Source organism: Alkalicoccobacillus murimartini (assembly GCF_030813245.1).
Classification (GTDB): Bacteria; Bacillota; Bacilli; order Bacillales; family Bacillaceae_D; genus Alkalicoccobacillus; species Alkalicoccobacillus murimartini.
In genome coordinates this window covers 525,474-542,921 of the sequence record NZ_JAUSUA010000001.1, presented here as the reverse complement: position 1 = coordinate 542,921, position 17,448 = coordinate 525,474, and the positions used below count along the sequence as shown (strand labels likewise).

Here is a 17,448-nt window from a genome sequence, read left to right as displayed (position 1 = left end):
CATTCCCAGATTAAAGGAAGCTAAAACATGATTTTTAAAAGGAATTTATGAATGATCGGTTGCGGTTTTTTGTTGAGTTGAATTCACTCCATACGTTTCAGCATTAACTGTTTCTTTTGGTTTAGACTTAATAAAGAAAGCTAAAACAAATCCAACAAAGGATATACCCGTTGCTACCATAAAGGCTGTATTCACGCCTTTAATTTGCGCATCAACCATGCCAATATTACCTGCTTCTCCTTGATTAAGAGCCACAGATGTCATAACAGAGACAAGCACCGCTGTCCCAATCGAACCAGCAATTTGACGCATCGTATTATTCATGGCTGTACCATGAGGAATAAGATGACGTGGTAACACATTAATTCCAGCTGTAGTGATCGGCATCATAACAAGAGCTACACCTAGCATCCGGAATGAATAGATGACGGTCACATAGGTCATTGATGTGCTGTCAGATAGATTCGTAAATAAGGCGGTTGTTAAAAAGATCATGCCAAGTCCAACAATCCCTAAATATCTGGCACCAATCTTATCAAAGATTCGGCCGGTTATCGGCGACATAATACCCATTACAACAGCTCCAGGTAGGAGCATCAGCCCTGATTCCAACGCTGTGAAATTGTGCATCGTTTGCATGTAAATTGGGAAGATCGTTGCAGCACCAATCATCGACATAAATACAATCATGCCTATTATGGTTGTTAAGGTAAATACCCAATATTTAAATACACGGAACTCTAAGATAGGCTGAGGTAACTTAAGCTGTCTAAGAATAAACCACGTAAGAGTTACCACCCCAATAATCGTCGGAAGCAGTACCGTCAGTTCTAACCATCCGTTTGCTCCTGCATTACTAAATCCGAATAGCAAACCACCGAACCCTAGTGAAGATAGGATGATCGATAGCGTGTCCAATTTTGGAGAACGTAGGGTTGTTACATTCTTCAAAACAAAAAACGCAGCAATGATATCAAGAATAACGATCGGTAGCAGAATCCAGAACAAGATCGACCAATGATAGCTCTGGACTAACCAGCCTGATAAAGTAGGTCCTATGGCTGGAGCAAATGAAATCACTAAACCAACCATACCCATAGCAGCTCCACGTTTTTCTACTGGAAAAATCAACAATAGAATGGTCTGCATTAAAGGCATCGCGATACCGGCACCAGCCGCTTGAATCATTCGTCCTGTAATTAACACACCAAATGTTGGAGCGATAGCACAGACTAGTGTACCGATACCAAATAAGACCATAGCCGTTATAAATAATTTACGCGAAGTAAATTTTTCGATTAAAAAGGCAGTAATGGGGATCATAACCCCATTAACAAGCATGAAGGCTGTTGTAACCCATTGACCAAGATTCGCATCAATTTCTAGATCAGCCATCAAACTAGGTAACGCTGTAGTCAGAAGCGTTTGATTAAGGATTGCAATAAATGCACCCGTCAAAAGAACGGCAATCATGGGAATTTTACTTGCATTTTTTAAGGGATCATTTTGTTCATTATTCATTTACTTATACCTTCTTTACATTTCCTATTTTTCAAGAGATGTTGAATTCGTTGAATTTCTTCTTTAATAGGGATACGAGAGTCTATATACAGACAGAGTGCTTCAATTAACACCTGCTGATCTCCACCTTGATAAAAATAAGTCTTCAATTGTTCAATCGCTTCTCTTAATTCATCCTGTTTGTTTTGTGGTCCCTGGTCTGTTTTGTATTCCAGCTTTATTAAGATGTCGCTGAATATTTCTTCCTCAGTCATCTTTTTATCAAACAGATCGAATCGTTCATAATCATTCATCAAAGTTGGTGTCAAAATAGCAGCTGGTTTATTTGTTGCTGCTACGATTGCGTCCAAATGTGAAACAAGCAACGAGGCTACATGACTCTTATCCATCACCTTATAGTCATCCATCATTAGCACGATATACTCACGTAGTGTACCCTGAAACACAACAACAATATCCCAAATATATGGTTGTACTAACTCCCCATACGCTTCAAGAAGGCAGATTTTATGCCAATTCATTAACGCTGCTTTTGTTCGCTTCATTAGCTCCCTTACCTTAGGATTCTGATGAATAGGCATCGCTCTAATAATTAAATTAATAAACGCACGTTGTTCCTGGTTCACTTCAAGCTCTAAAATAATTTTTTGGAGAAATCGTTCTTTCGGAGAAATTGTTTCGTCAACAGCAATCTCCTGTGCTCGTTGAAACATTCTTTGCAGACTATGTTCAAATACCTGTACAAGCAAGTCTTCTTTTGATTCGAAATGCTTATATAATGAGGCTTTCGAGATCCCGCACTCCTCTGCAATACTTTGCATAGAGGTGGACGTGTATCCTTCATTTGAAAATAACCGTAGCGCAGATTCGATAATTGTTTCTTTCATTCGTACAGTCCCACTTCCTATTTGTAACTCACCGGTTATTTAAAAACCGAACAGTTTCCACTTCTGAAATTATATTAGACTCCCGAAATATAGTCAATGATTCAAACCTAAATAAAGACCAACAGCTCATCATTTGCTGTTGATCTTCTTTATCATTATGAAGCAAAAAGTTCATCAATGATTTGATGTGACTTAAGCTTCGTTAAATTCTTTTTTACCACTTCGACATTATTTAACGTTAATTGTTTCTCAAACTCACTTGTCTGGTCTGGAGAGCCTACGAGATACACACCATTCCATCCATTTTTCTTCGCTTTTTTCTGGATTTTACTAGCTAGTTGTTTGAACCATCTTTGTTGATTGGCATCAAACCGTTGATCAAATTGGTCCTTATGAATCGCTGGCCCGACTTTATCACTAGATCCAGATCCCTGATACATTTTCCAATCTTCTGATTCAACATCCCAGCTGTATACGGATTCAGATTCCACTTCACCTAAACTCGTTTCTACAGCTACTACATCTTGTTTTTGAATTAACAGGATGCCGGTTCTTGGGAACTTATCTATTTTCTCTTCTAATTGATCTAATACCGGCCGCTTCTCCCATCTAAAATCATTCTCTACGGTGACCTGTAATTTTTTCAAAGTCCACTCACCTTTAGCGGAGCCAACAAAAATGAGGGAACGAGGCAATGATGTTTGTGCATTTAGAATTTGTTCCTCTGCAATCTTTCGAATATCCTTATATCCATTCCATTCATCTGACGAGCTACTTTCTAAGTATTCTTCTAGCTTCTTCAACCCGTTTTTTAGTCGGATTTTCCACTCGCCTTTTTTCTGGTCTACCTGTGCTTGATTTGTGTTTAAATAAATCGTTAAGCATCCACTTTCACACTCATGGTCTCTCAATTGTTGGAGTTCTTCTGATTCCTTCATACAACTAGTCCTCCTTGAATTGTCGATCTCAATTTGTGTTACATGGACAGCATTCCTTATTTAGTTGTGATCTAAACCCCTATTCTGAGGTTTCCCAATAAAAAAAGCTAACCCGCAATGGATTAGCTCTACTTCATTTATTTATTTTGTTTCAACTGTTAACTTTACATCAATGTTTCCACGGGTTGCTTTTGAGTAAGGGCAGAAATCATGTGCCTTTTCAACTAGCTCCTCCGCTTCACTTTGAGAAACACCGCCAATTACTGCTTTTAATTCAACTGCAATTTTAAAACCATCATCAGTCGGGTCTTTAACAAGACTCACTGCCGCAGTAATTTCTGAATCGATTTCTTTGTTTTCTTTAGATGCGATTAAGTTTAGTGCACCATCAAAGCAAGAAGAGTATCCGGCCGCAAACAATTGTTCAGGGTTTGTCCCGCCAGAAGTACCTGGTTTTACAAGATCGATATCAATATTTGAATCGCTTGATTTTACATGTCCTTCTCTTCCACCTACTGCTGTTGCTTTTGAAGTATATACTACATCTGCCATTTTTATCTCTCTCCCTTTAATTCATTTTAGCCTACGTTTATATGTATTCACTATAAGACTCTATTTCAAACATACAATTGGACATGTTTTGTTTTTATATTTTCAGGAATACTAAAGGTACTACAATAATAAGGAGGATGTTAAGATGACACAAACAGAACTTAAACAATCCATCGAACACATTATGGACAAACATTATACAGGGACATTAGCTACCGTCATCCATAATAAGCCTTCATCACGGTATATGACCTTTTTTCATGACGGATTAACGCTTTATACGCCAACAAGCATTGATACTCACAAAGCTGATGAAATTGAGGCTAATCCGAATGTCCACGTATTATTAGGCTATACAGGTGAAGGGTATGACGATACGTTTATAGAGTTTGAAGGAAAAGCCGTTATCAAAGAGGATACTGAAACAAAACACAAGTTTTGGAATGAAAAATTAAAAACATACTTTGATGGACCAGATGATCCAAAACTCGTTATTTTAGAGCTAACTCCCACAAACATACGATTGATGAATAAATCAGGCGAGCCGCCTCAAGCTCTAGATATCTAATCTTTCCATAAGCTGAAACCACATGGTTTCAGCTTTTTTGTATTGAGTTCTCGTTTTCTTAAATGAGCACTTCGTACAGATTAGCATACACTGAGAAATAGCGGATCTCTGCATAGGAATGATTGTTGTAGTTGGTGGCGATACTGGATAAGAACCTCAGTAAAGAAAGGAAGTTGCACGATGTATTCATATGTAGATATGGGAGACAAAAGCAAGGATGTTCTTGTTCTTATTCATGGATTAGGTAGTAAAAAAGAATCATGGAGGTATCAATTTGAGTTAGCTAATCATTACCGTGTCATCGCTCCAGATTTAAGAGGTCACGGAGATTCTGATATAAACGAAGGCATATCCATTCGACATTTTGCAGAGGATATTATTGATTTGCTCCAAAAATTAGACATTCAACAAGCTCATATATGCGGATTATCATTAGGTGGTATTGTTGCTCAAGAAATTCTCAAGATCCAGCCTGAGATTGTACAATCGTTAATACTGTCCAATACTACTTCGTTTATCCCACATATTTTTGGCTGGCAGGCGGTTGATGAACGAAGAAGAAAACTAGAAACCTTATCTGATGATGACTACGAGCGCCATGTGCTTACCTTATGTCTCAATCAATCTGCTGATGAAGCTTTGCTTGATGAAATTCGTTCCTATTATTTCAAGATTAATCGTTTGACGTATATGGAGGCAGCCACAAGTGCAGTTGGTATTAATTACACAACGACATTACTGTACTCTTCAAAGCCCATTCTGATTATCGGCTCCATTTACGATCGAATTACCTACTATGTCAATGCATTAACCATACGTTTTAGTGCTCCACACTCAACGCTTAAAACCTTCCACCATTCTAGTCATATTCCAAATGTGGAGGAACCAAAGGTTTACAACGCCACTGTCTCTACTTTTATTCAGCAGCTTTCACATAAACAATCTATCCCATCATAAAAAAGAGACTCTAACCTAGTAGGTTAAGAGCCTTTTTTGTATGCGCTATCCTCTTTCGATAATCGTTGCGACGCCTTGGCCTCCACCAATACACAGTGTAGCTAAGCCATAACGTTGTTCCCTACGTTTCAATTCATGGACTAATGTTACAAGCACCCTAGCACCACTTGCGCCAATTGGGTGTCCAAGTGCAATAGCTCCACCATTTACATTTAGAATATCATCGTTAAATTGAAGGTCCTTCCCTACGGCCACTGATTGAGCAGCAAACGCTTCATTGGCTTCAATTAAATCTAGTTCTTCAACAGTAAGTCCTGCTTTTTCTAACGCTTTTTTTGTCGCTGGTACTGGTCCAATCCCCATAATACTTGGGTCTACACCTGCAGAAGCATTGGCTCGAATTGTTGCAAGGACTTCTAACCCTAGCTCTTCTGCCTTTTGTCTACTCGTTAGAACAAATGCCGCTGCACCATCGTTAATTCCAGATGAATTTCCTGCCGTCACGACACCATCTTTTTTAAACGCTGGTCGAAGCTTGCCTAGTTTTTCTGCATTGGAATCTGCTTTCGGATATTCATCCTCTGCAAAGAGAATGGGATCACCTTTACGTTGGGGAACTTCAAATGGAACAATTTCGTCTTCAAAACGTCCTGCTTTTATAGCCGCAACCGCTCTTTCTTGACTTCGGCCAGCAAATTGATCCAGTTCTTCTCTACTTAAACCATATTGCTCGCATATATTCTCTGCTGTGATACCCATGTGATAATCATTAAAAGCACACATTAAGCCATCATGAACCATGCTGTCGATCACCTTTTTATCTCCCATTCGGTACCCGCTTCGAGCGCCTTCCATTAAATAAGGAGCTAAACTCATATTTTCCATTCCGCCTGCTACAATGACATCAGCATCACCTAACCAGATCGATTGAGCTGCTAAATGAACGGATTTTAATCCTGATCCACAAACTTTATTGATCGTTAAAGCGGATACTTCTTGAGGAATACCAGACTTTATTGCAGATTGTCTAGCAGGATTTTGGCCCAAGCCTGCTTGCAGGACATTACCCATAATAACCTCATCTACCTGGTCCGCATTCACACCTGATTTTTCAAGTGCTCTCTTAATTACATGAGCACCAAGGTCTGTGGCAGGAATATCTTTTAAACTCCCACCAAAATTTCCAATCGCTGTTCTGACAGCACTTACAATAACTACATCACGATTAGTCAAATCATCAGCTCCATTCAGTTAAAGGTCTTTTTTCAGATAAATATGCTTTAAGAAGAGCGTTCCCCGAGCCAATCCCCGATTGTAGGATACGTAATATTCACTGCTTTTTTCCCAAAGATAACCGAGACATGACCTGTTGGCAACGATTTGTACTGCTTATCATCACTTGCGATCACATCCATAAGTGCCTCGACTTGATGAGGCTGGGCAATATGGTCTTTCTCGGCTGAAAGATTTAAGACATTTGCTGTGATCTGTTTCAAGTCTACCCTTTTTCCTCGAATCTCTAACTCTCCTTTTATTAACTTGTTTTTTTGATAGAAGTCGCGGATCCATTGTCTGTAGGCACCTCCAGCAAAAGGAACCCCATCAGATACCCACTTTTGCATGAGCTTCCAACTTTCAACATAGGTTTCGTTATCCGCACGATCGACCAAACTGACATACGGGCCGTAAAAGTTAGTGATTGGTTTTAGCATTTTATTACCAAAATCAATCATGTCACCTGGAACTAATCCGAGTGTGTCTACCACCTTATCAATATCAAAATATCGTTCATCAACAAATGAACCATACAACCCTGTATTTTCAAAATCAAACGGACTTGTCATAAAGACAAGATTGCGAACCGGGTAATCAGGATGAAGAGCCGAGAAGATGGAAGTCATCGTCCCCCCCATACAATAACCTAGAATAGAGCATTCTTTAGCTCCTGATGTACGAAGAACTTTTCGGATGGCACGTGGAATATATTCCATTATGTAATCATCCAGCACCATGTGTTTGTCTTCATATCCTGGTGTACCCCATTCTAGCAAATAGACATCAAACCCTCTGTCAGTCAAATATTCAACTAAACTATTACCTTTTGTTAAATCAAGAATGTACGGCTTATTAATAAGGGCATACACCATTAAAATGGGAATCTTATGTTTCTTTTCAACATCCGGTACATACCGATATAAGGTTGACTTATTTTTTGTCCAAATGACTTGTTTAGGAGTTGGACCAACTTCGGGTGCAGGATCCGTTGTAATGACTTCCACTGCTCGTTTAAATCGAGCATAAGACTCTGGCAACGAATCATACAAGTCTGGACTTGTAAAATGACTCATGTACATTCACCTCTCCTCGCATAGTAAGTGTCCTTCCTTTTGATACCGTTTTACATGTATAATCCACCATTGATGTTCAGTTGTTGACCGGTAATGTACTCCCCATCTCTGCAAAGGAACAATACACTTCTGGCAATCTCATTCGCCTGGCCGAGTCGCTGAACAGGTACACTCGCTATAATTTGTTCGCGAACCTTATCTGGCATCTCTTGCACCATTTCTGTTTCAATAAATCCCGGGCAAACGGCATTCACGGTTACTTGTTTTCTTGCGAGCTCTAGAGCTAACGATTTGGTGTATCCAATTAAACCAGCTTTTGCAGCCGAATAATTCGTTTGACCAAAACCACCTGTTTGACCAATGATGGATGATATATTGATAATGCGTCCAGCATCTGATTCAAGTAAATGAGGTAATGCAGACGAAATGGTATTATAAACACTATTTAAATTCACATTAATAACTTGGTGCCAATCATCCTGACTTAGCTTTCTGAATGTCTTATCCTTTGTGATCCCTGCGTTATTAACAAGAATATCAAGCTGTCCGAAATGATTAATAGTTTGTTCTATTAAAGAAAGTACATCCTCAGAATTAGATACATCCGCTTGAACCGCTATTGCTTCTCCACCAGCAGCTTTGACTTCAGCGACTACTTTTTTGGCAGATTCAACATCTGAATGATAATTAACAACAACCTTTACTCCGCTTTTGGCAAGTTCTGTAGAAATAGCTGATCCGATCCCTCTAGATCCTCCAGTAACAATGGCTACTTTGTCTGCTAACTCGATCATGTAATCACTCCTAATATGATAGATGATATGTTCAGAACGTCCTTGCTCTTATTATTTGGTTTGCTTTGCTTTTGTTGAGGTTTGATCATTCGTAGTTTTTGAGGTGGAATTCTGTAATTCAGTCAGAATTTGGTCTAGTTTACCGTCTAACTGTTTAATGTCTTTTTTCATGAGGGTCATTTCTCTTTTTAATTCTGCTTTCACTTGTATAATATCAATTTCATCAACAAGGTCTTCTACACGATCTACTTTTGATTCAACATTTACTACTAGAGAAGCAATATTAGAAAGATCTGATCTAGTAGGTACGTTCACCTGTTCAAGGTACTTGTTTGTAATTTCATCTTGTGCTTTTTTGTACAGAAGGTTCATTTCTAAGGTTTTGCCCATCCATTCTGAGAATTGGTCTTCTTTCATTTTCTCATCCAATACACTTCCCCAGTAAGATTCCGACTGCTGATAGACATCTTTCCATAATGTAAAAGGGTCAAAGCTTTTTTGATCGCTCATGATTACCTCCTGTTTTTTATAATAAACACCATTATTTCCAGTTGGATAATGAGTTAGAACCATTTCCCACCTGAATAAAGCGAGTATAACATAAAAAAATACGCTTCTTTCTATGTAATTATTTAATTTTTTTAAATTTTTCAATAATACGACAGCATCTACTTTGTTTCTACAACCTTAGACAAAAGTTCTTATTTTTCTTAGGGACTACATTTTTCAGACAGGTTGACAAAAGATACATATAGGTGTAAATTACACTTAGATGAAATTACAACAGAGTAGGTGGAACATTATGGCCGATCAAAAAAGAAATGAAGACAAGGTCAAAAACAGCGCTCCAAAAAACCTAATGATCCCTATGCTCTTAATGAGCTTACGTGAATGGGATTTACATGGATACAAATTAATCGAACAACTCTCAAAGTACGGATTCACCTCGATTGACCAAGGAAATGTCTATCGAACGCTTAGACAGCTTGAAAAAGACAATATGGTTCAATCTCAATGGGACACATCCACTGGTGGACCTGCTAAACGAATTTATTCACTGACAGACGCTGGAGAAGACTACCTGAAAGTATGGGCAGATTCCCTTCAACAGTATCAATCGATTGTTGATCACTTTTTCTCTATGTATTCAAACATGATGACCAATCCTTTTTTGGACCGTAGTAGTAATAAGGAAGATAACGATCAGTGACTATGCAGAATGTCTGCATGCACAATAGATACTCACTATTAATAGGAGGTTTTTTCGAATGGCAACGACAAAAAAAGCTCAAGAAAATCAAGCAGCATCAACGTTTATCGACTCTGCATGGGATACATGGTCTAACACCTTTAATTTGTTCTATTCTTCTCAAAAAGAAGCAGATCAATTTGTTCTTAAAGCACTTGAACAACAACAAGAATCGTGGGAACACTTCAACAATCATCTAGACACAATTAATGATGAGCACAAGAAACTACGTAATGAGGTGCGCAAGACTCTTTTGGATAATGTTGAAAAAACAGCCGGAACCGAAACTAAAAAGACAGTGGATCAGTGGAATGACCGTTTCGAAGAAGTTATTAGCCGTTTCCAACAACTATCTGTCACACCTTATCGTGAAGGCTATAATTTACTCCACCGTTCTCAGGAACAATTTCAAGACACAATGAAAAAAGCACTAGATCAACAACAAAAAAGCCGCGAGGAGCTTACTCCTCTAGTTGATAGTTTTACGAAACAAGTTAAAGAGTCACAAAACGGGTTTCTAGAAGTCGCAGAAAAGAATAGACAAACCGCTCTAAAGTTTTTTAACCAGTAGCATCTAGCTTTTCACATGAACCTCTGTAAGGACAGGGGTTTTTATTTATGAAGCTCGAATACAAACAAATGTGTTCATACAAAATCTTTATACAACGTTTTTCAGGAGGATTTATGATGAGATTAAAGGACAAAGTCGCCATCATAACAGGTGCCGGAAGCGGTATAGGCAAAGCAACTGCAGAGAAGTTTAGTGCTGAGGGAGCTATTGTTGTTGTTGCTGATCTTAAGGATGAAGTGATTGAACCAGTTGTTACTTCCCTTAATCAACATGGTGGTAAAGCGATTGGATTATCTGTTGATGTCACTAGCAGCAAAGATGTGCAACAATTAATTGCCAAAACAGTTGAGCTATATGGACAATTAGATATTGTTGTGAATAATGCTGGCATCACACAAGATGCGCAATTGCTAAAGATGACCGAAGAACAATTCGATAAAGTGATGAATGTGAATGTTAAGGGTGTTTTTCATGTAGGTCAAGCTGCGGCAAAAGTAATGAAGGAACAACAGAACGGAGTTATTCTAAATGCTTCCTCTGTTGTTGGGACGTTCGGAAACTTTGGTCAAACAAACTACGCCGCCTCAAAATGGGGTGTGAACGGAATGACCAAAACATGGGCTCGTGAACTTGGCCGATATAATATTCGTGTGAATGCTGTAGCTCCAGGCTTCATTTCGACAGCAATGGTAAATAAAATGCCTGAGAAAGTTCTGACGATGATGAAGGAAAAAGCTCTTCTTAATCGACTTGGAAAACCAGAAGATGTCGCCAATGGTTACGCCTTTCTAGCATCAGATGACGCCGCATTTATTACGGGAACGATCCTAAGTGTAGATGGCGGAGTCACGTTATAGGATAGCCTAAAGAAACCCGGAACAACAAAGGAGTACTTTGTTGTTCCGGGTTATTTATTCTTTCATTTACAACACGAATCCAGTACCTGAGGAAGCCGTTATTTCCTCATAAATTAATACTGGTGCTTCAATATGTTCATGTGCGATATCATATGCTTCCTGAATCATGGCTTCAATCTCTTTTGCATCTTCTGTGCGACTGTGCAATGTAACGAGGGTATCCCCTTTTTGGACAGCATCGCCAATCTTTTTGTTTAAGATTATACCGACATCTAAAAGAATTTGATCATCTTTTGTGGCTCGGCCAGCACCAAGCATCATCGCCGCAGTACCGATTCGATCAGCTTCAATGGACTTCACCATTCCATCCGATTGCGCTTTAACCTTAATCTGAAAAGGTGCTTCAGGAAACTTAGACATATCATCAACCACGGATGCATCTCCGCCTTGTGCCGTGATAAATGTTTTTAATGTCTCAATTGCTTTACCTGAAGTTATCGCATCTTCAAGAGCTTTTCGTGCCTCATCTACTGAGCTTGCCTTTTGGGCCATGACAACCATATGGCTACCTAGTGTCAAACATAACTCTAAGACATCCTCTGGTCCTTCACCTTTAAGAATAGCAATGGCTTCTTTTACCTCAAGCGCATTTCCAACTGCTAACCCAAGTGGTTGGTTCATATCCGAAATCACAGCCATTGTTTTTTTCCCTAGCTTTGTTCCGATCTTCACCATTGCTTGAGCGAGCTCTTTTGAATCAGAGAGCTCCTTCATAAATGCACCCGTGCCAGTTTTAACATCAAGAACAATGCCATCAGCACCTGACGCTAGTTTTTTACTCATAATTGAACTCGCAATTAATGGAATAGAATTGACGGTTCCTGTGACGTCACGTAAACCGTACAGCTTTTTATCGGCTGGTGTCAGATTACCCGTTTGACCAATCACTGCAAGCTTATTCTCATTAACTTTGTCGATAAACTCTTGTGTTGTTAGTTCAATATGAAAGCCAGGAATAGACTCTAATTTATCTAGAGTTCCTCCCGTATGACCTAATCCACGACCAGACATTTTAGCAACGGGAACACCCAGTGATGCGACTAGTGGCGCAAGCGCAATCGTTGTCTTATCGCCAACACCGCCTGTTGAATGCTTATCCACCTTAAGCCCTTCAACCGCAGACAAATCAATTTCTTCACCTGATTTGACCATAGCCATTGTAAGGTCCGCTCGTTCTTTGTCATTCATATCTTGAAAATAAACAGCCATCGCCCATGCAGACATTTGATAATCCGGAATGTCATCATTGGTGTAGCCTTGTATAATGAAATGGATCTCTTCCTCTGATAATATCTCACCATTTCGCTTTTTTTCGATTAAGTCAACCATTCTCATGTCAACAAATCCCCTCTATTAAGGCTTAGCTTGTGCCACTAATTCTTTTACCAACTTGATGAATAAAGGTTTTGTACGAGTTGCTACTTCCATAACCTCTTCGTGCGTGATACCAGCAATTTCTTCTCCGATTGCCATATCTGTTACACACGAAATCCCCAGTACATCCATGCCTGCATGACTTGCAACAATCACTTCTGGCACGGTTGACATCCCTACTACATCTCCACCAAGATTACGAAGCATAATCAGTTCTGCTCCTGTCATATACGTAGGACCACTTACACCTGCATAGACTCCTTGCTGAACCTTTATGTCTAATGAATCAGCTGTTTTAAGTGCCAGGTCTACATATGACTTCGTATAGGCTTGACTCATATCAGGGAAGCGAGGGCCAAGTTCTGGTGCATTAGGTCCAATTAGTGGGTTCGCTCCTGTCATATTAAGATGATCTGTAATAATCATAAGGTCGCCAGGTTGGAAAGACTTGTTCATACCTCCACACGCATTTGTTACAAAAAGTAGGTTCACACCAAGCTCTTTCATTACACGTACAGGAAATGTTACTTCATCAAGAGGATAGCCTTCATAGTAGTGAAAACGTCCCTGCATTGCTACAACGGTTTTACCTTGTAGCTCACCAATGACAAGCTGACCTGCATGACCTTCAACGGTTGATACAGGAAAATTTGGAATGTCTTCATATGGGATTTTAGATGCCCCTTCAATCTCATCTGCTAATTCCCCAAGTCCAGAACCTAAGATTAAGCCTATTTCTGGTTTTGTATGTATGAATGATTGTAGATAGTTTGCTGATTCTTTGATTTTATCAACTAGTGTTGTCATGAAAGAACTCCCCTTTTTATGTTTAGATTAGATTTCTTTTAAGATTGCTTTTACAAGACCAAGAAAAGATGTACGAACACGCTCTGTAACTTCAATTACTTCTTCGTGATTTAATGGCTGTGGTAAAATACCTGCACCCATGTTTGATAAACAAGAGATTCCAAGGACCTCAAGACCCGCATGTCTTGCTGCAATGACTTCAGGGACTGTCGACATTCCCACTGCATCGCCACCTAGCTTCCTTGCCATTCTCACCTCAGCAGGTGTTTCATAGCATGGTCCGGTGTTCGCAACATAGACACCTTCTTGAATTGAGATACCAAGATGACTTGCCTGATTATGAGCGATCGTACGCAGTCTTGTTGAATAAGCATTGGACATATCTGTAAAGCGAAGGCCAAGCGATTCATCATTAGGCCCAATCAGCGGGTTAGCACTTTGATTATTAATATGGTCTTTAATAATCATCAAATCCCCCACCGAAAAGCTCTCGTTCACAGCGCCAGCTGCATTTGTAACGACAAGGTGTTTGATGCCTAATTCCTTCATGACTCGAACTGGAAAGACAACCTCCTCCATCGAATAGCCTTCGTAGAAATGAAAGCGGCCTTGCATGGCAATAACTTGCTTTCCAGAAATTGTACCTGCTACTAATTGTCCTGCATGCCCCTCCACTGTTGAGACAGGGAAGTTTGGTATTTCTTCATACGGAAGTTTAATTGGGTTCTCAATTTCCTCAGCTAATACCCCAAGACCTGACCCTAAAATCAAGCCAATGACAGGTGTATCAGTTAAGTGTTTGTTTATATATTCTGCTGTTTGTGATAGCTCTATCTTCATGTTTGACATAACCAATCTCCTTTAAGACCTTTTGTTTTGTATCATTTCCGGTAAGAAACTTGTTCCGTACTTTGGAGCATTCACACTAAAATTATCAGCAATAGTGGCCCCGATATCAGCAAAAGTAGAACGAATGCCCAAATTAACCGTCTTCGATTGAGTTGGATCATATGCAAGCAAAGGTACGTATTCACGTGTATGATCTGTTCCTCTATGAACAGGGTCATTGCCATGATCGGCAGTAATCATTAACAGATCTCCACTTTTCAGCTGATCCAACACTCCTTGTAAGCGTACATCAAACTGCTCTAATGCGCGACCATAACCTTCTGGATCTCTTCTATGACCAAATAATGCATCAAAATCGACCAAATTTAAGAAGCTTAAGCCAGTAAAGTCCTTATTCATACTTTCAAATAATTTGTCCATTCCATCCTCGTTGGAGGTAGTTCGGTATGTATCTGTAATACCTTCCCCATCATAAATGTCAGAGATTTTGCCAATGGCAATGGAATCTAATCCACTATCTTGAAGTTCGTTCATCACAGTACGACCAAATGGTTTCAACGCATAGTCATGGCGATTAGGTGTTCTCTCCCACTTTCCAGGACCTCCAAGAAATGGACGAGCAATGACTCTACCAATCATGTACTCAGGCTGAAGAGTTAATTTTCTTGCCTTCTCACAAATCTCGTATAGCTCATCTATTGGCACAATGTCTTCGTGCGCCGCAATTTGAAGCACAGAGTCTGCCGATGTATAGACAATCAATTTTCCGGTTTTCACATGCTCTTCAGCAAGCTCGTCCAAAATTTCAGTACCAGAGGCAACTTTATTTCCAAGAAAACCTCTTCCTGTTTCCTGTTCTAATGCAGTTAATAATTCAGTAGGAAAACCTTCAGGAAAGACTCGAAACGGTTCATCTATTCGCAGACCCATGATTTCCCAATGTCCAGTCATTGTATCTTTTCCGTTTGAGGCTTCTTTCATTTTTCCGTAATGAGCTGCTGGCTCATCTACTGACTCTAGACCTTTAACTTCTTTTATATTGGCCATCCCTAGCTTTTCAAGGGTAGGAAGCTTAATACCATTCATAAATTCCGCAATATGACCTAGCGTATCTGCACCTTCATCACCAAATGTTGCTGCATCAGGTGCTTCTCCAATCCCCACTGAATCCATTACAATTAAGAACACCCGCTTAAAAGGCTGTTCACCCATATTATTTCCTCCTGTCCTGCTCTTGTCTGATGTCAGACAACGTTCAATTTTTTATGCCCTAGGATGATACTTGGAATACACATCTTTCATCCGGTTTTTTGTAACATGTGTGTAGATTTGTGTAGTAGAGATATCAACATGGCCAAGCATTTCCTGTACAGCTCGCAGATCCGCGCCATTCTCTAACAGATGTGTGGCAAACGAATGACGTAATGTATGTGGTGTGAGCGGTTTGTCAATGTGTGCTTTTAATGCAAGCTGCTTAAGGATTTTCCAAAATCCTTGTCTTGATAATGGCGTGCCGCGATGATTTACAAAAAGAACATCATGTTTGTTATGTTTAACGAGAGAGGATCGTGCTGTTTCCAGATATGTATGTACAGCTTCTGTTGCCTTTGATCCGAGTGGAATAATACGTTCTTTATTCCCTTTCCCTACACAACGTAAAAAACCCATGGTTAGGTGACAATCTGAAGTCGCTAGTCCAATTAGCTCGCTCACTCGTATACCCGTTGCATACATCACTTCTAGCATCGCTCGATTACGAATCGCCATCGCATCCTCTGTACCTGGCGACTCCAAAAGCGCCTCTACTTCTTCAGTTGAAAGAATTTTAGGCAGGCGTTTCGGAGGCTTAGGAATCTCAAGATGTACACTTGGGTCTTGTTTTGCCCGACCTTCACGCAACAAAAACTGATGTAACCCACGTATAGAGGCTATGCATCTGGCTATCGTTGTCTCTGCTCGTCCCTTCTCCATTAAAAAATATAGATAGTTTACGATGATTGAACGATCAACATCTGAAAAACCTTTGCAAGTTTCAACATTTTTTAAGTACGATGAGTAAGAAGCTAGATCACTCTTATAAGAAGAAATCGTATTATCGGAATAACCCCGCTCTATTTGTAAGTAATGGATAAAGTCTTCAATATCTAATTGCAACGTTGACACACTCCATCCTACATTCTCAATTATTCACCCAGTTTATAAAACCATGCTAGTCTTGTTAGAATAGTCGAGTCTTCATGATCACCGATTGGCTCCGCTACTACTTTCACAGCATTTCCCTCAGGTACATCATACCGATAATAGCTTTCGTATTCCTGGCTTACCCATAGAATACCATAATAAAAGAACAACGTGCATCCAATAAATAAAAGCATAACCTTAAATGTTTGTAACAAGGTAATAAAGCGACCTTTCATTTCTTATTTCCCCTCTCTGACTAGAACATGTCTTACTGTTAAGCTATGCCATTTTCCGGTCAGAATATACCTGAATTCATCCATTTTCTACGTCAAAAAGACTTGGAAGAGATTACTCTTCCAAGTCTTTTATCAATTAAACCTGATTTTGTGCTTCTGTTGGATCTTTTTGATCTGTCTCATGCTTACTTTTACAGCGGTAGCAAATGCCATGAAAGGTTAATCGATGGTCCATGATCTTAAAATCATAGTCACGTTCAACAATCTTTTCCACATCACCTAGCAAATCGTCTTCAATTTCATCAACCGCTCCACATTCAATACAAACGAGATGATGGTGGAAATGCGCGGCTCCTTCTTTGCGAAGATCAAATCGGGATACCCCATCACCAAAGTTAATTTTATCAACGATTTTTAATTCAGCAAGAAGTTCAAGCGTCCGGTAGACTGTAGCCAATCCAATTTCCGGAGCTTTGTCCTTAACAAGGAGGTATACATCCTCAGCACTTAAGTGGTCCTCCTCATGTTCAAGCAACACCATTACTGTGGCTTCACGTTGAGGGGTCAGCTTATAGCTTTGAGAATGTAGGTGCTTCTTAATTCGCTCTAGCCGATTCTCCATCGGTACTCCTCCTAACCGGACTTCCTTTTGTATAAACTTATTATAATCTTGTTGAAAAAGAGTGTCAATTGATAATG

The 17,448-nt window shown here is 39.6% G+C and carries 20 protein-coding genes; 5 read left to right on the top strand and 15 right to left on the bottom strand.

The features are described 5' to 3' along the window. Positions 1–45: 45 nt before the first annotated feature. The 4 genes from J2S05_RS02910 to J2S05_RS02895 all read right to left on the bottom strand — a co-directional run bounded on the left by J2S05_RS02910 (position 46) and on the right by J2S05_RS02895 (position 3,898). Positions 46–1,521 (bottom strand): MDR family MFS transporter, encoded by a 1,476-nt coding sequence (locus J2S05_RS02910; protein WP_306979724.1) that lies wholly within the window; start codon positions 1,519–1,521, stop codon positions 46–48. Next, a complete protein-coding gene (locus J2S05_RS02905) occupies positions 1,518–2,408 on the bottom strand; it encodes a TetR/AcrR family transcriptional regulator (protein ID WP_306979721.1) in 891 nt (296 codons plus the stop codon). The genes J2S05_RS02910 and J2S05_RS02905 overlap by 4 nt, the downstream gene beginning before the upstream one ends. Positions 2,409–2,563: 155 nt before the next feature. Further along, on the bottom strand, positions 2,564–3,346 hold the full coding sequence (locus J2S05_RS02900) for a VLRF1 family aeRF1-type release factor (RefSeq protein ID WP_306979719.1): 783 nt from the start codon (positions 3,344–3,346) through the stop codon (positions 2,564–2,566). 141 nt (positions 3,347–3,487) lie between these two features. After that, complete coding sequence (locus J2S05_RS02895; protein WP_306979717.1) at positions 3,488–3,898, bottom strand: organic hydroperoxide resistance protein; 411 nt, start codon at positions 3,896–3,898, stop codon at positions 3,488–3,490. Positions 3,899–4,043: 145 nt separating this feature from the next. On the opposite strand from J2S05_RS02895, the gene J2S05_RS02890 reads away from it, so the two are divergent. Both J2S05_RS02890 and J2S05_RS02885 read left to right on the top strand, forming a co-directional pair. Beyond that, the gene (locus J2S05_RS02890; protein ID WP_306979714.1) at positions 4,044–4,466 is read left to right on the top strand and encodes a pyridoxamine 5'-phosphate oxidase family protein; all 423 of its coding nucleotides are present in this window, start codon (positions 4,044–4,046) and stop codon (positions 4,464–4,466) included. 180 nt (positions 4,467–4,646) lie between these two features. Then, the gene (locus tag J2S05_RS02885; RefSeq protein WP_306979712.1) at positions 4,647–5,423 is read left to right on the top strand and encodes an alpha/beta fold hydrolase; all 777 of its coding nucleotides are present in this window, start codon (positions 4,647–4,649) and stop codon (positions 5,421–5,423) included. Between the two features lie 45 nt (positions 5,424–5,468). Here J2S05_RS02885 and J2S05_RS02880 read toward each other — a convergent pair whose 3' ends face one another. The 4 genes from J2S05_RS02880 to phaR are packed head-to-tail and all read right to left on the bottom strand — an operon-like array spanning position 5,469 to position 9,075. After that, positions 5,469–6,656 carry an acetyl-CoA C-acetyltransferase gene (locus J2S05_RS02880; protein WP_306979711.1) on the bottom strand — a complete coding sequence of 396 codons (1,188 nt, stop codon included), beginning with the start codon at positions 6,654–6,656 and terminating at the stop codon, positions 5,469–5,471. Positions 6,657–6,703: 47 nt separating this feature from the next. Next, positions 6,704–7,771, bottom strand: a complete 1,068-nt coding sequence (gene phaC / locus J2S05_RS02875) for a class III poly(R)-hydroxyalkanoic acid synthase subunit PhaC (protein WP_306979709.1) — start codon at positions 7,769–7,771, stop codon at positions 6,704–6,706. Positions 7,772–7,821: 50 nt separating this feature from the next. After that, the gene (phbB, locus tag J2S05_RS02870) at positions 7,822–8,565 is read right to left on the bottom strand and encodes an acetoacetyl-CoA reductase (protein WP_306979707.1); all 744 of its coding nucleotides are present in this window, start codon (positions 8,563–8,565) and stop codon (positions 7,822–7,824) included. Between the two features lie 51 nt (positions 8,566–8,616). After that, entirely contained in the window at positions 8,617–9,075 is a 459-nt protein-coding gene (gene phaR / locus J2S05_RS02865) for a polyhydroxyalkanoic acid synthase subunit PhaR (RefSeq protein ID WP_306979705.1), read from the bottom strand. 292 nt (positions 9,076–9,367) lie between these two features. Between phaR and phaQ the strand changes: the two genes are divergently transcribed. From phaQ to J2S05_RS02850, 3 genes are all read left to right on the top strand, one after another. Beyond that, positions 9,368–9,775, top strand: coding sequence for a poly-beta-hydroxybutyrate-responsive repressor (phaQ, locus tag J2S05_RS02860; RefSeq protein WP_306979704.1), 408 nt, complete (start codon positions 9,368–9,370; stop codon positions 9,773–9,775). Between the two features lie 58 nt (positions 9,776–9,833). Next, positions 9,834–10,385 (top strand): hypothetical protein, encoded by a 552-nt coding sequence (locus tag J2S05_RS02855; RefSeq protein ID WP_306979703.1) that lies wholly within the window; start codon positions 9,834–9,836, stop codon positions 10,383–10,385. A 116-nt stretch (positions 10,386–10,501) separates the two neighbouring features. Then, entirely contained in the window at positions 10,502–11,242 is a 741-nt protein-coding gene (locus J2S05_RS02850) for an SDR family NAD(P)-dependent oxidoreductase (protein WP_370873611.1), read from the top strand. 66 nt (positions 11,243–11,308) lie between these two features. Here the strand turns inward: J2S05_RS02850 and J2S05_RS02845 are convergent, their stop codons facing one another. The 7 genes from J2S05_RS02845 to fur all read right to left on the bottom strand — a co-directional run bounded on the left by J2S05_RS02845 (position 11,309) and on the right by fur (position 17,371). Continuing rightward, entirely contained in the window at positions 11,309–12,637 is a 1,329-nt protein-coding gene (locus tag J2S05_RS02845) for a pyrimidine-nucleoside phosphorylase (protein ID WP_306979699.1), read from the bottom strand. Between the two features lie 18 nt (positions 12,638–12,655). Then, positions 12,656–13,483, bottom strand: coding sequence for a purine-nucleoside phosphorylase (locus J2S05_RS02840; protein ID WP_306979697.1), 828 nt, complete (start codon positions 13,481–13,483; stop codon positions 12,656–12,658). Positions 13,484–13,510: 27 nt separating this feature from the next. Further along, positions 13,511–14,323 carry a purine-nucleoside phosphorylase gene (locus tag J2S05_RS02835; protein ID WP_370873610.1) on the bottom strand — a complete coding sequence of 271 codons (813 nt, stop codon included), beginning with the start codon at positions 14,321–14,323 and terminating at the stop codon, positions 13,511–13,513. A 21-nt stretch (positions 14,324–14,344) separates the two neighbouring features. Continuing rightward, positions 14,345–15,544 carry a phosphopentomutase gene (gene deoB, locus J2S05_RS02830; protein WP_306979693.1) on the bottom strand — a complete coding sequence of 400 codons (1,200 nt, stop codon included), beginning with the start codon at positions 15,542–15,544 and terminating at the stop codon, positions 14,345–14,347. 51 nt (positions 15,545–15,595) lie between these two features. Continuing rightward, positions 15,596–16,486 carry a site-specific tyrosine recombinase XerD gene (xerD, locus tag J2S05_RS02825; RefSeq protein ID WP_306981075.1) on the bottom strand — a complete coding sequence of 297 codons (891 nt, stop codon included), beginning with the start codon at positions 16,484–16,486 and terminating at the stop codon, positions 15,596–15,598. A 29-nt stretch (positions 16,487–16,515) separates the two neighbouring features. Beyond that, positions 16,516–16,749 (bottom strand): YqzK family protein, encoded by a 234-nt coding sequence (locus J2S05_RS02820; RefSeq protein WP_306979691.1) that lies wholly within the window; start codon positions 16,747–16,749, stop codon positions 16,516–16,518. A 136-nt stretch (positions 16,750–16,885) separates the two neighbouring features. Next, positions 16,886–17,371, bottom strand: a complete 486-nt coding sequence (fur, locus tag J2S05_RS02815) for a ferric iron uptake transcriptional regulator (RefSeq protein ID WP_306979689.1) — start codon at positions 17,369–17,371, stop codon at positions 16,886–16,888. Positions 17,372–17,448 lie beyond the last annotated feature (77 nt).